An 11,567-nucleotide genomic window follows, 5' to 3' on the forward strand; every position below is an offset into this window, starting at 1 on the left:
CACAACGAAAAAGCCCCGCCTATTCAGGCGGGGCTTTTTTTGCACCTATCGATCAGTTAGCGACGGAAGACCGTGGCTTGACCGGTTGGTTGTCGTTGGAGATGGTCACTTCAACGCGGCGGTTCATGGCACGGCCCGAAACGCTGCCGTTATCGGCAACCGGGTATTCCTTGCCATAACCCTGGGTCACGATGCGCGAAATGTCCACGCCTTGCTGAGCCAGTGCGCGTTGCACGGAAGACGCACGACGCTCGGACAGGCTCTGGTTATAAGAGTCGGAACCGGTGCTGTCGGTGTAGCCTTCGACGATCACTTTACGGTCCGGGTTGTCGCGCAGGAACTGAGCCAGTTTGGTGATGTTCACCAGACCGCTGGATTTCAGGTCGGATTTGTTAGTGGCGAACAGCACGTCACCGAACGTTACCAGGGTACCGCGATCGGTCTGCTTGGCATTCAGGCTGTCTTGCAGTTGCTTGATCTGTGCATCACGGGCGTCCAGCAGGGCGCGGGCACGTTCGTCACCGGCATTTTTCAGCTTGGCTTCGGATTCGCGCAGCACGATGGTGTCTTTGGCTACTTCAACGCGCTGGTTGGTCAGGTAGGCCAACTGGTCGACTTTCTTCTCGTCTTCCTTGTCGCGGTAGGCCTTGTCAGCCTTGTCCAGCCATTCGCTGGCGTCCTTGGTTTCCAGTGCCGCCAGCTTGGTGGCTTGCGGGTTGGTCTGCAGGGCCGAGAAGTTGGTCCGTGCGTTTTCCAGGTTCGCGTTAGGCGGGGTGGAGCAGGCCGCCAGTGCAACGCTCATCGCCAGCAGGGCAGGGATCATCAATTGTTTACGCATAGTCGTGTCGTCCTTTCAATTCGATATCAGGTGCGATGCGGTCAAGGGGTGCGTCTTACTTCTGCTGGATAGCAGCCGGGCGCATGCCTTCCTTACGCAGCTCATCAACAGCCTTCTGGGAATCCTTCACAGCTTGTTCAGCCTTGGCGGCCTGGGATTTGCGCTCTGCGACGCGAGCGTCCCACTCGGCTTGTTCAGCCAGGCGGCGGGCTTCGTCGTAGTTCTTGTCGTGCATGGCAATCTCGGCTTGCTTGAGCTTGTCCTGGGCCGACTTCATTTCTACAGCCGCGTACTCGGTGCCGCCGGCGCTGACAGCGCTGTTCACTGCGGACTGGGTCACCGCGTACTGCTCGGTCGGCGGGTTACCGGCGCAACCTGCCAGAACGAAGCTGGTGCCGATTGCCAGCGCGGCCAATTTGAGCCCGCGCAGATGGTTAAACGAGGATTTGGCAGTGCTGGTCTTCATCGTCTTCAACTCCATTGGATAACTCCTGAAATACATCAAAATCCATGTCACTGGTCAGCGGTTGGGGCCTTGGCGGTAAAGCACAAATTGCCCTTTAAAACGACCGTTCCAAGTGATGGCTTACTGGCTGTGACCGGAGGCTTTTTTCAAAAGTTCAGAGAAGATGGCGATTTGCCTAAAAAAATATCTGACTGATTGGTCAGGGTAAAAAAGTTGGAACTTCTGCGTTGCGCAGCGGTACGCCTGGCCCGCGAAGGGCCCGGCGTACAAGGGTTTTGCTGGAGTGGCTTCAGTGTTTCTGTTCGTCGCTGCTGGCCGACATATCATGCAGATAGTCATGCAGATAGCGTCGCGACAGCGTCAAAAAGCGCGGGGTAGGGCCGACGTCTTCGTACAGCGGGTCCCCCTCTTCGTCGGTGGCGACCACCTGCTGGCCCTTGATGTAGGGAAAGCTGGCTTCCAGCTCTTCAAGGGCGGCGCCGATCAGCTCGCCGAGCAATTCTTCGGTTTGGCGCTTGGGGTACATTTCGGCAATCGCCGCCAGCCTCGCGGCAGACTCCACGTCCAGGTGGATGGCGTACTCGGTCTTGGTCAAGCGACCCTTGGCGTTCTCTTCCCAATGCTGGGCCAGTTCTCGGATTTTCATGGCAACCTCAATGGAGCCCGCGATGGCAGGCAGTGATGAGTGACCAGTCGCGTGCATGGATAAACACAGGCGACTCAGTGTTGAGACTAGCTGCAACTCACAAGGTTTAAAGTCTTGTCATAAAACGATGCTGGCGGCACTCTGGCAGACCTGCGCGTCCCGGATTTCTGGCTGGAGATTGGCTGATGAGTGATATCGATGCACGCTTGCGTGAGGATGTTCACCTGCTGGGTGAGCTGTTGGGCAACACCATTCGAGACCAGTACGGCGATGATTTTCTCGACAAGATCGAGCAGATCCGCAAAGGCGCCAAGGCTGACCGCCGCGGAGCCATTTCCGACAAGGCGGCGGGGGATGAGCTGAGCTCCCGTCTGAATCAGTTGCAGGAAAACGAACTGCTGCCCGTCGCCCGGGCCTTCAACCAGTTCCTCAACCTGGCCAACATCGCCGAGCAATACCAACTGATTCACCGGCGCGATGAGTCGCAACCGGCGCCCTTTGAATCCCGCGTATTGCCTGAGCTGCTGGCGCGTCTGCAAGCCGAAGGCCACAGCAACGAATCCCTGGCCCGCCAGTTGGGGCGCCTGGAGATCGAACTGGTCCTCACCGCCCACCCTACTGAAGTGGCGCGCCGCACCCTGATCCAGAAATACGATGCCATCGCCGCCCAACTGGCGCTGCAGGATCACCGCGACCTCACCTCAGCGGAGCGCGAGCAGATCCGCCAGCGCCTGCAACGCTTGATCGCCGAGGCCTGGCACACCGAAGAAATCCGCCGCACCCGGCCCACGCCGGTGGACGAAGCCAAGTGGGGCTTTGCGGTCATCGAACATTCGCTGTGGCACGCCATTCCCAATTACCTGCGCAAGGCCGACCAGGCCCTGCACGCCGCCACCGGCCTGCGCTTGCCCCTGGAGGCGGCGCCGATCCGCTTTGCGTCGTGGATGGGCGGTGACCGTGACGGCAACCCGAATGTCACCGCGCCGGTCACCCGGGAAGTGTTGTTGCTGGCGCGCTGGATGGCGGCCGACCTGTACCTGCGCGACATCGACCACCTGGCTTCCGAGCTGTCGATGCAGCAAGCCAGCCCGGCATTGCAGGCCAAGGTCGGTGACAGCGTCGAACCCTATCGCGCCCTGCTCAAGCAATTGCGCGAACGCCTGCGGGCCACGCGCCAATGGGCCCACACGGCGCTGAGCAGCAGCACGCCCGCGCCTGGCGAAGTGCTGCAGAACAACCGCGACCTGCTGGAGCCGCTGGAGCTGTGCTACCAGTCGTTGCACGAGTGCGGCATGGGCGTGATCGCCGATGGCCCGCTGCTCGATTGCCTGCGGCGTGCAGTGACGTTCGGTCTGTTCCTGGTGCGCCTGGATGTGCGCCAGGACTCCAGCCGTCATTCGGCCGCCATGACTGAAATCACCGATTACCTCGGCCTCGGTCGTTACGAAGACTGGGACGAAGCGACGCGTATCAGCTTCCTGATGAAGGAACTGGCCAATCGTCGACCACTGCTGCCGAGCTACTTCAAACCCTCGGCCGACACCGCCGAAGTACTCAACACCTGTAAGGAAGTGGCCGCAGCCCCCGCTGCATCGTTGGGCTCGTACGTCATCTCCATGGCGGGTGCTGCGTCGGACGTGTTGGCGGTACAACTGCTGCTTAAAGAGTCGGGCGTGCAACGGCCAATGCGCGTGGTGCCGCTGTTCGAGACCCTGGCCGACCTGGACAATGCCGGCCCGGTGATCGAGCAATTGTTGCTGCTGCCAGGCTATCGCGCGCGTTTGCAGGGGCCGCAGGAAGTGATGATCGGCTATTCGGACTCGGCCAAGGATGCCGGCACTACCGCCGCCGCCTGGGCGCAATACCGGGCGCAGGAGCGGTTGGTGGACATTTGCCGCGAGCAACAAGTGGAGCTGCTGTTGTTCCACGGTCGCGGAGGCACCGTGGGCCGTGGCGGCGGCCCGGCGCATGCGGCGATCCTGTCGCAGCCGCCGGGTTCGGTGGCGGGGCGGTTCCGCACCACTGAGCAGGGCGAGATGATTCGCTTCAAGTTCGGGTTGCCGGATATCGCCGAGCAGAACCTCAACCTTTACCTGGCCGCTGTCTTGGAGGCGACGCTCTTGCCTCCGCCGCCGCCCGAGCCGGCTTGGCGCCATTTGATGGACGAATTGGCAGCGGACGGGGTCAGCGCCTATCGCGCCGTGGTGCGGGAAAATCCGCAGTTCGTCGAGTATTTCCGCCAGTCCACCCCGGAACAGGAACTGGGCCGCTTGCCGTTGGGCAGTCGCCCCGCCAAGCGTCGGGCGGGCGGTATTGAAAGCCTGCGCGCGATCCCGTGGATTTTCGGCTGGACCCAGACCCGCTTGATGCTGCCCGCCTGGCTCGGCTGGGAAGCGGCACTCAGCAAGGCCTTGGAGCGCGGCGAAGGCGAGCTGCTGGGGCAAATGCGCGAGCAGTGGCCGTTCTTCCGTACCCGCATCGACATGCTGGAAATGGTGCTGGCCAAGGCCGATGCCGACATCGCCCGCCTGTATGACGAGCGCCTGGTGCAGCCCGACCTGCTGCCATTGGGTGCGCATCTGCGCGACCTATTGTCGCAGGCGTGCAGCGTGGTGCTTGGCCTGACTGGCCAGTCGCAACTGCTGGCCCATAGCCCTGATACCCTGGAGTTTATCCGCCTGCGCAACACCTACCTCGACCCCTTGCACCTGTTGCAGGCCGAGTTGCTGGCCCGCTCGCGCCAGCAGGAAGCGGCACAGGACAGCCCTCTGGAACAGGCGCTACTGGTCTCCGTGGCCGGTATTGCCGCCGGTTTGCGTAACACCGGCTAGGGTTTTTTACGTGTTCTCAACGGCTTGCGAGCCAACCGAAACGACCGCCCTGAAAGGGGCGGTCAACGTTTACAGGGCCGGGTTGCACCCAGGCACACCCTACCTATGACGCATGCACGGCGCGGGTTCCTGCGACTTTTGGCGGCTTGTGTGCTTAAGGCCTGCTGTGTATCTTGATCAGCCTTTGGCCGTTTGGGCGGCCCGAATTCTATTTTTACGCGATTGGCCCCCCGCGGCGAATCCGAGCGTCATCTCTATAAAAAATTGAGGAGCACATCGATGCGCGTCATTCTGCTGGGAGCTCCCGGGGCCGGTAAAGGTACTCAGGCAAAGTTCATCACTGAAAAATTCGGAATTCCACAAATCTCCACCGGCGACATGCTGCGTGCGGCCGTCAAGGCTGGCACCGAGCTGGGCCTGATCGCCAAGAGCGTGATGGACAGCGGTGGCCTGGTTTCCGATGACTTGATCATCAACCTGGTCAAGGAACGCATCAGCCAGGAAGACTGCAAGAACGGTTTCCTGTTCGACGGCTTCCCACGCACCATTCCCCAGGCTGAAGCCCTGGTGAAGGCCGGCGTCGAGCTGGATGCCGTGGTCGAAATCGCGGTTGAAGATGAAGAGATCGTCCAGCGCATTGCCGGGCGTCGCGTTCACGAAGCCTCTGGCCGCGTGTACCACACTGTCTACAACCCGCCTAAAGTGGAAGGTAAGGACGATGTGACCGGCGAAGACCTGGTGCAGCGTAAAGACGACACCGAAGAAACCGTGCGTCATCGCCTGTCGGTCTACCACTCCCAGACCAAACCGCTGGTGGACTTCTACCAGAAGCTGTCCGCCGCCCAGGGCAAGCCGAAGTACAGCCACATTCCTGGCGTCGGCTCGGTTGAAGCGATCACTGCCAAAGTGCTGCAAGCACTGAGCTGATCCCTCGACTGGCTTCAAGGATAACGGCCCGCTTGCGGGCCGTTGTTGTTTATACTGGCGCACTTTTTTTCGACTTGGACACCCACACCGATGAGCACCCTGCTGGCCCTGGACACCGCGACTGAAGCTTGCTCCGTTGCCCTGCTGCACGATGGCAAGGTAACAAGCCACTACGAGGTGATTCCGCGCCTGCACGCGCAGAAGCTGTTGCCCATGATCAAGCAACTGCTCGAAGACGCCGGGACCACCCTGGCGGCGGTGGATGCCATCGCCTTCGGCCGTGGCCCGGGTGCATTTACCGGTGTGCGCATTGCCATCGGCGTGGTGCAGGGCCTGGCATTCGCGTTGGAGCGTCCGGTGTTGCCGGTGTCCAACCTTGCCGTGCTGGCCCAGCGCGCCTTGCGTGAACACGGTGCCCACCAGGTGGCGGCGGCCATCGATGCGCGCATGGATGAAGTCTATTGGGGCTGCTACCGCGAAACGGCGGGCGAGATGCGCCTGGTGGGTGTGGAAGCCGTGCAGCCGCCGCAAGCGTCTGTACTCCCGGACGATGCCAGCGGTGACTGGTTCGGTGCTGGCACCGGTTGGGGTTATGGCGAGCGCATCGCTGTGCCCTTGGTGGGCCAGGACGCGACGATGTTGCCTCACGCTGAAGATTTGTTGACCCTCGCGCGCTTCGCCTTCGAGCGCGGTGAGGCGATTCCCGCAGATCAGGCAGCGCCTGTGTACCTGCGCGATAAAGTGGCGCAGACCAAGGCCGAGCGCGGGATTATTTGACGTCAAAAATGATGGCAATTTGGTGCTAAGTTCACCAATCGTCAGAATTTGGCCCTGGTTTTAAACCTTTTTCAAATTATGTGTTCTAGTTATCACCAGAGCATTTGCGCACCATGGACGATGCTGCCAAAATGCCATTACTGATAGCGAGTTCGCGCCCATGCGTATTGATGGCTTTTCCTCACAGTCTTACCCAATCAAACGCAAGCCGCGTAAGGCAAACGTCACGGTAGACGAGTCGGTCGAGGATTCACCGGACTTCATCGACGTCCAGGCCGATGCGCAGGCCAACTCTCAAGCTCGTATCAGCGGTCTTCCCGCCCGTCAGCAAGACATGGTCTTCCCGCGCTCCATGAGCAAAAGCGTCGCCAACGCCCTGGCCAGCTACCTGACCACCGCCGGTTTTGTCGAATGGGATATGGAAGTGCTGGGTCTCGACATCCACATCTGATGCGTCTGCCTTACTACCTCGGTTGCCCGTCCTGGAGTGAAAACGCCTGGCGCGAGTACCTGTACCCCGCCGATGCCCGCTCCAGCGATTACCTCGCGCTCTATTCCCAAGTCTTCAATGCGGTTGAAGGCAATACCACGTTCTACGCTCGCCCCTCGGCCGCCACGGTGCAACGCTGGGCTGAAATCATGCCCGACGATTTCCGCTTCACGGCCAAATTTCCCGGTGATATCAGCCATAGCGGCAACCTGATTGAACAGCTGCCGGCTGCGCAAAGCTTTGTGGGCTTGATGAGCCCGTTGGGGGAGCGCGTCTCGCCGATGTGGTTGCAACTGCCCGCGACGTTCACACCGCAGCGCCTGGGAGAGCTGGCAGGTTTCATTGATGGCCTGGAGCGGCCAATGGCAGTGGAGGTACGCCATCAGGCGTTCTTCGCCAAGGGCGATGCCGAGCGCATGCTCAACCGCTTGCTGCGTGACCGAGGTGTGGAGCGTATCTGCCTGGACCCGCGCGCACTGTTCAGTTGCACCTCCACCACGGCCGCCGTGCTGCACGCCCAATCGAAAAAGCCCAAGGTGCCGCCAAGACCGGCGGCGCTGACGCAGTTTCCCCAAGTGCGGTTTATCGGTCATCCCGAACTGGAAGCCAACGACCCATTTTTGGTGCCATGGGTGGAAAAGGTCGCCGGCTGGATCGAAGAAGGGCGCACCCCCTACGTGTTCCTGCACACCTCGGATAACCGCCTCGCCGCGCAATTGGCGCTGCGCTTTCACGACCAGTTGATGGCGCGTCTACCCGGCCTGCCGCCGCTGCCGACCTTGGATCGAGCCCCCGAAGCGGAGCAACTGGGGTTACTCTAGGGCTCCTTTTCCCGCCAGGAGCCCGACATGGATGCTCAAACCCTTCGCGCCGAAACCTTCAAGGCCTTGCATGAGCGTGACCGCGCGTTCGTGATGCCAAACCCGTGGGACGCAGGCTCCGCCGTCATGCTGGCCAGCCTGGGTTTTGAAGCGCTGGCCACCACCAGCGCGGGCTACGCGTTCAGCCTGGCGCGGCCAGATGCAGAAGGCGCGCTGTCCCTGGAAGACACGTTGATCAATGCCAGTATGATCGCCAAGGCCACAACGTTGCCGGTGGCGGCCGACCTCGAAAATGGCTTCAGTGACACCCCTGAAGGCTGCGCCCAGACCATCCTGCGTGCTGCGGCTAGCGGGATCGTTGGCGGCTCCATCGAAGATGCCACGGGCATTGCCGTCGACCCGATCTATCCCTTCGACCTGTCCGTCGAGCGTGTGGAAGCCGCGGTGGCTGCCGCGCGCAGCCTGCCATTCCCTTTCACCCTGACGGCCCGTGCGGAAAACCTCCTGCATGGCCGCCTGGATCTGCCCGACACCATCTGCCGCCTGCAAGCCTACGCCGAGGCCGGTGCCGACGTGCTGTACGCGCCGGCCCTGCGCACTGCCGAGGAAGTGTTGGCGGTGGTCAAGGCGGTGGCGCCCAAGCCAGTGAATGTGTTGATGTCCGGCGGCTTGAACCTGAGCGTCGCGCAGCTCAGCGAGATGGGTGTGCGGCGCATCAGCGTTGGCTCGGCCCTGGCGCTGGCCGCCTATGGTGAGTTCTATCGCGCTGCCCAGGAAGTCTATGAACTGGGCACGTTCACCTTTACCGAGCGCAAGATGCCGTTCAGTCAGGCCAACCAGTTCTTCAAGGACTAAGCGGTGCGCTTTTTCAAAGTGATGGGCGTGTTGCTGATCCTGGCGGGTGCCGTTGCCGTGGGTGCCTGGCGTGGATGGGTGCCACTGCCGGCCGATTGGAACCCATGGGCACCGCTGGACGTGCGCGCCAACCCCAACTTCTTGACCCGCTACAAGCTGGGCCGCCTGCAGGATGACCCGGCGCTGTGCGACCAGGTGCTGGAAACCTCGGGCCTGCGCGTCAGCCATCAGGCGGACTCGCCGGCGGATGCCGCGTGCCCCTTGCGCAATACTTTGCGCGTTCAGGGCGCTGCGGTGGGGCTGAGCAGCAGCTTCCTTGCCAGTTGCCCATTGGCGGTGGCGTTTGCGCTGTTCGAGCGCCACAGTGTGCAACCGGCGGCCCAGGCGATATTCGGCCAGGCGGTGACGCGGGTCGATCACCTGGGCAGCTTTGCCTGCCGCAATATCTACAACCGTGCCGAGGGGCGACTCAGCCAGCACGCGTCGGCCAATGCGCTGGACATTGCCGGCTTTCGCCTGGCGGATGGGCGCAGCATCAACGTGCTCAAGGACTGGCCAGGGGAGGGCGACAAGGCGCGGTTTCTGCGTCAGGTCCGCGACAGCGCCTGCGATGATTTCAATGTGGTGTTGAGCCCGGACTACAACGCCGCGCACCGCAACCATTTCCATCTGGATATGGGGCGTTGGTGGGTGTGTCGCTGAGGGTCAGGCGGCCAGGCGCAGGTTCTGGGTGACCAGCGGGCGCGCCCAGTAGTAATCGAAGTCCAAGGCTTTTTGTTGCGCCACCAGTTCTTCGGTCGGGTACGGCGTGGCAGCAGGTGGCAGCAGGTCCAGTTCGAATTCGGCGATGGGCAGGTGCAGAGGGCGAGGTTCCGGTGCCGGGCCAGGCTCTGGCAACGGTTGGCCGGCGGTCAGCACAATCGGGCGCACCCAGCCGCTTTCGAAATTCTGCTGGCGCTGCTGGGCGACGATCTCTTCTTCCGGGAACGGCGGGGCGGCCGGTGGCAGCAAGTCGGCCTCGAGCTCGGCGATCGGCAGGAACAGCGGTTCAGGGGGGGCGATTTCGGTGTCTTTCACGTCGCACTCACGTTGGGTGAGGATCTGCGACAACAGGTCGGCGCCGGCGCTGGGTTCTACCGCTGGGTCCGCTGGTGCAGGCACCTGCACGGCGAGCGCGTCCGGCGTATCGCCAAGCTGCTCGGCCAGCGCCCGGGCGAAGAAGTCCTGCCACACATGACTCACCCCGGCCAGCGCTTGAGTATTGCGCAGGCCGTAGTGGTTGTGGGTCGGCAGTACACCGATGGTTAGGGGAAGAATGTCTGACATTTTTCTCGGTCGACGCTCAGCTCTGGCAAAATACCTGACTGTTGTTTTTATCGGCCGGTATTTGCCGATCCTTAATATTTTTGAGCGTAGCGATTGATGAGCGAACAACCAGCGGCCAGCCGCATACAGGTCGAGGCCTTGGGCGACGGTTTCAAGGCCCGTGCCGAGCAGTGGGCGTCTCTGTTGGGGCTGCCGTTGCAGGTGGCGGATGCGGACTTTTCCCTGCAAGTCGGGGAGCATGGCCTGCAGTTGCAACAGCTCGGGCCTGATGCGCCTGGGCCGGTGCGGGTGGACTTTGTGGAAGGGGGCGCGGCACATCGGCGTTTGTATGGTGGCGGCAGCGGGCAGATGATCGCCAAGGCCGTCGGCATCGCCCAAGGCGTGCGCCCACGGGTGCTGGACGCCACGGCAGGTCTGGGCAAGGACGCCTTTGTGCTGGCGAGCCTGGGCTGCGAGATGAGCCTGATCGAGCGTCAGCCGCTGATCGGCGCATTGCTTGAAGACGGGCTGGCGCGTGGCGCGGATGATTTCGAGGTGGCGCCGATCGTGGCACGCATGACGCTGCTCAAGGGCAACTCCATCGACGTGATGCGCAATTGGGAAGGCGAGCCGCCGCAGGTGATCTACCTCGACCCGATGTTTCCGCATCGTGAGAAAACTGCGCTGGTGAAGAAGGAAATGCGCCTTTTCCGGCCGCTGGTGGGGGATGATCCAGACGCTCCGGCGCTGTTGGCGGCCGCCCTGGCCCTGGCCAGTCACCGGGTGGTGGTCAAGCGTCCGCGCAAGGCGCCGTGCATTGAGGGGCCCAAGCCGAGCCATGCGTTGGATGGCAAGTCCAGCCGGTATGACATCTACCCTAAAAAAGCACTCAAGCCTTAAGCCACAAGCTGCAAGCTAAAGTGCTTTCAACTTGCAGCTTGCAGCTAACAACTTACCGCTGCCTCTCTCCTATAAGCCCGCATAAACAACCCCACCACCTCCTGCACATGGGCTTCGGCGGCTTCTTCGCTCAGTTGCCCGCCGCAGCCATACAGCAGGCAAAAATTCGCCGTGCCCTTGAGCAGGCAGAAGAAGTGTTCGGCTGCCGTGAACGGTTTGTCGATGCTCAGCGCGCCGCTCTGGTCGATCTTGCTGAGCAGGCGTTCCATGCCCTGCAACATGCGCATGGGGCCTGCCTCGAAGAAGATCTGCGAGAGTTTCACGTCCTGATTGCCGGTGGTCATCATCAGGCGATGCAGGTTGACTGACTCTTCGCTATTGATCAGGCGATGGAACCCCCGCGCGATGTTCAACAATACGGTTTCCACGGGCATGCCCGTGGGCAGCTCGAAGTACATCACCGGCAGTTGTTCTTCGCACTTGGCCACCACAGCGGCGGTGAACAAGGTCTCTTTATCGTTGAAGTGGCTGTACACGGTCAGTTTCGACACGCCGGCCTCCAGTGCCACCGCATCCATGCTGGTACTGGCGTAGCCATTGCTCAAAAACAGATTTTTCGCTGCTTCGAGGATTGCCTGGCGTTTTGCCATGTCCTTGGGGCGCCCGGGGCTATTGGTGTTTACAGGATTGTCGGACATTTTCACCTTTAAT

The 11,567-nt window shown here is 61.6% G+C and carries 13 protein-coding genes; 8 read left to right on the forward strand and 5 right to left on the reverse strand.

Annotated features, from left to right (window positions below):
• Positions 1-52 precede the first annotated feature (52 nt).
• The 3 genes from lptF to KUA23_RS06280 form a co-directional block, all read right to left on the reverse strand.
• Positions 53-838, reverse strand: a complete 786-nt coding sequence (gene lptF / locus KUA23_RS06270) for a lipotoxin F family OmpA-related lipoprotein LptF (protein ID WP_078047179.1) — start codon at positions 836-838, stop codon at positions 53-55.
• Between the two features lie 55 nt (positions 839-893).
• Positions 894-1,304 (reverse strand): DUF4398 domain-containing protein, encoded by a 411-nt coding sequence (locus tag KUA23_RS06275; RefSeq protein ID WP_173390380.1) that lies wholly within the window; start codon positions 1,302-1,304, stop codon positions 894-896.
• A 289-nt stretch (positions 1,305-1,593) separates the two neighbouring features.
• Positions 1,594-1,950, reverse strand: a complete 357-nt coding sequence (locus KUA23_RS06280) for a pilin assembly protein (protein ID WP_252993592.1) — start codon at positions 1,948-1,950, stop codon at positions 1,594-1,596.
• Between the two features lie 185 nt (positions 1,951-2,135).
• On the opposite strand from KUA23_RS06280, the gene ppc reads away from it, so the two are divergent.
• The 7 genes from ppc (at position 2,136) to KUA23_RS06315 (ending at position 9,353) form a co-directional block, all read left to right on the forward strand.
• Positions 2,136-4,781: a phosphoenolpyruvate carboxylase gene (gene ppc / locus KUA23_RS06285; protein WP_099493719.1), complete on the forward strand. Its 2,646-nt coding sequence runs from the start codon at positions 2,136-2,138 to the stop codon at positions 4,779-4,781.
• 279 nt (positions 4,782-5,060) lie between these two features.
• Positions 5,061-5,708, forward strand: coding sequence for an adenylate kinase (gene adk / locus KUA23_RS06290; protein ID WP_010212617.1), 648 nt, complete (start codon positions 5,061-5,063; stop codon positions 5,706-5,708).
• A gap of 90 nt (positions 5,709-5,798) precedes the next feature.
• Positions 5,799-6,485 (forward strand): tRNA (adenosine(37)-N6)-threonylcarbamoyltransferase complex dimerization subunit type 1 TsaB, encoded by a 687-nt coding sequence (gene tsaB / locus KUA23_RS06295; protein WP_214496528.1) that lies wholly within the window; start codon positions 5,799-5,801, stop codon positions 6,483-6,485.
• A 160-nt stretch (positions 6,486-6,645) separates the two neighbouring features.
• Positions 6,646-6,936, forward strand: coding sequence for a hypothetical protein (locus tag KUA23_RS06300; RefSeq protein WP_078047182.1), 291 nt, complete (start codon positions 6,646-6,648; stop codon positions 6,934-6,936).
• Positions 6,936-7,796 carry a DUF72 domain-containing protein gene (locus KUA23_RS06305; protein WP_252993593.1) on the forward strand — a complete coding sequence of 287 codons (861 nt, stop codon included), beginning with the start codon at positions 6,936-6,938 and terminating at the stop codon, positions 7,794-7,796. Before KUA23_RS06300 ends, KUA23_RS06305 begins: the two co-directional genes overlap by 1 nt.
• A 27-nt stretch (positions 7,797-7,823) precedes the next feature.
• Positions 7,824-8,651 carry an isocitrate lyase/PEP mutase family protein gene (locus KUA23_RS06310; RefSeq protein WP_252993594.1) on the forward strand — a complete coding sequence of 276 codons (828 nt, stop codon included), beginning with the start codon at positions 7,824-7,826 and terminating at the stop codon, positions 8,649-8,651.
• Positions 8,652-8,672: 21 nt separating this feature from the next.
• Complete coding sequence (locus KUA23_RS06315; protein WP_250883449.1) at positions 8,673-9,353, forward strand: extensin-like domain-containing protein; 681 nt, start codon at positions 8,673-8,675, stop codon at positions 9,351-9,353.
• A gap of 3 nt (positions 9,354-9,356) precedes the next feature.
• Here KUA23_RS06315 and KUA23_RS06320 read toward each other — a convergent pair whose 3' ends face one another.
• On the reverse strand, positions 9,357-9,977 hold the full coding sequence (locus KUA23_RS06320) for an energy transducer TonB (RefSeq protein ID WP_078047186.1): 621 nt from the start codon (positions 9,975-9,977) through the stop codon (positions 9,357-9,359).
• A gap of 96 nt (positions 9,978-10,073) precedes the next feature.
• On the opposite strand from KUA23_RS06320, the gene KUA23_RS06325 reads away from it, so the two are divergent.
• On the forward strand, positions 10,074-10,856 hold the full coding sequence (locus KUA23_RS06325; RefSeq protein WP_078047187.1) for a class I SAM-dependent methyltransferase: 783 nt from the start codon (positions 10,074-10,076) through the stop codon (positions 10,854-10,856).
• Positions 10,857-10,900: 44 nt separating this feature from the next.
• On the opposite strand, the gene KUA23_RS06330 is transcribed toward KUA23_RS06325, so the two are convergent.
• On the reverse strand, positions 10,901-11,554 hold the full coding sequence (locus KUA23_RS06330) for a TetR/AcrR family transcriptional regulator (protein WP_078047188.1): 654 nt from the start codon (positions 11,552-11,554) through the stop codon (positions 10,901-10,903).
• Positions 11,555-11,567 lie beyond the last annotated feature (13 nt).

The sequence above is a fragment of the Pseudomonas pergaminensis genome, from assembly GCF_024112395.2.
Lineage (GTDB): Bacteria > Pseudomonadota > Gammaproteobacteria > Pseudomonadales > Pseudomonadaceae > Aquipseudomonas > Aquipseudomonas pergaminensis.

Bases quoted from the DNA above. Each gene is read 5' to 3' on its own strand.
- lptF (WP_078047179.1), bottom strand. From the start codon at position 838: ATGCGTAAACAATTGATGATCCCTGCCCTGCTGGCGATGAGCGTTGCA.
- KUA23_RS06275 (WP_173390380.1), bottom strand. From the start codon at position 1,304: ATGAAGACCAGCACTGCCAAATCCTCGTTTAACCATCTGCGCGGGCTC.
- KUA23_RS06280 (WP_252993592.1), bottom strand. From the start codon at position 1,950: ATGAAAATCCGAGAACTGGCCCAGCATTGGGAAGAGAACGCCAAGGGT.
- ppc (WP_099493719.1), top strand. From the start codon at position 2,136: ATGAGTGATATCGATGCACGCTTGCGTGAGGATGTTCACCTGCTGGGT.
- adk (WP_010212617.1), top strand. From the start codon at position 5,061: ATGCGCGTCATTCTGCTGGGAGCTCCCGGGGCCGGTAAAGGTACTCAG.
- tsaB (WP_214496528.1), top strand. From the start codon at position 5,799: ATGAGCACCCTGCTGGCCCTGGACACCGCGACTGAAGCTTGCTCCGTT.
- KUA23_RS06300 (WP_078047182.1), top strand. From the start codon at position 6,646: ATGCGTATTGATGGCTTTTCCTCACAGTCTTACCCAATCAAACGCAAG.
- KUA23_RS06305 (WP_252993593.1), top strand. From the start codon at position 6,936: ATGCGTCTGCCTTACTACCTCGGTTGCCCGTCCTGGAGTGAAAACGCC.
- KUA23_RS06310 (WP_252993594.1), top strand. From the start codon at position 7,824: ATGGATGCTCAAACCCTTCGCGCCGAAACCTTCAAGGCCTTGCATGAG.
- KUA23_RS06315 (WP_250883449.1), top strand. From the start codon at position 8,673: ATGGGCGTGTTGCTGATCCTGGCGGGTGCCGTTGCCGTGGGTGCCTGG.
- KUA23_RS06320 (WP_078047186.1), bottom strand. From the start codon at position 9,977: ATGTCAGACATTCTTCCCCTAACCATCGGTGTACTGCCGACCCACAAC.
- KUA23_RS06325 (WP_078047187.1), top strand. From the start codon at position 10,074: ATGAGCGAACAACCAGCGGCCAGCCGCATACAGGTCGAGGCCTTGGGC.
- KUA23_RS06330 (WP_078047188.1), bottom strand. From the start codon at position 11,554: ATGTCCGACAATCCTGTAAACACCAATAGCCCCGGGCGCCCCAAGGAC.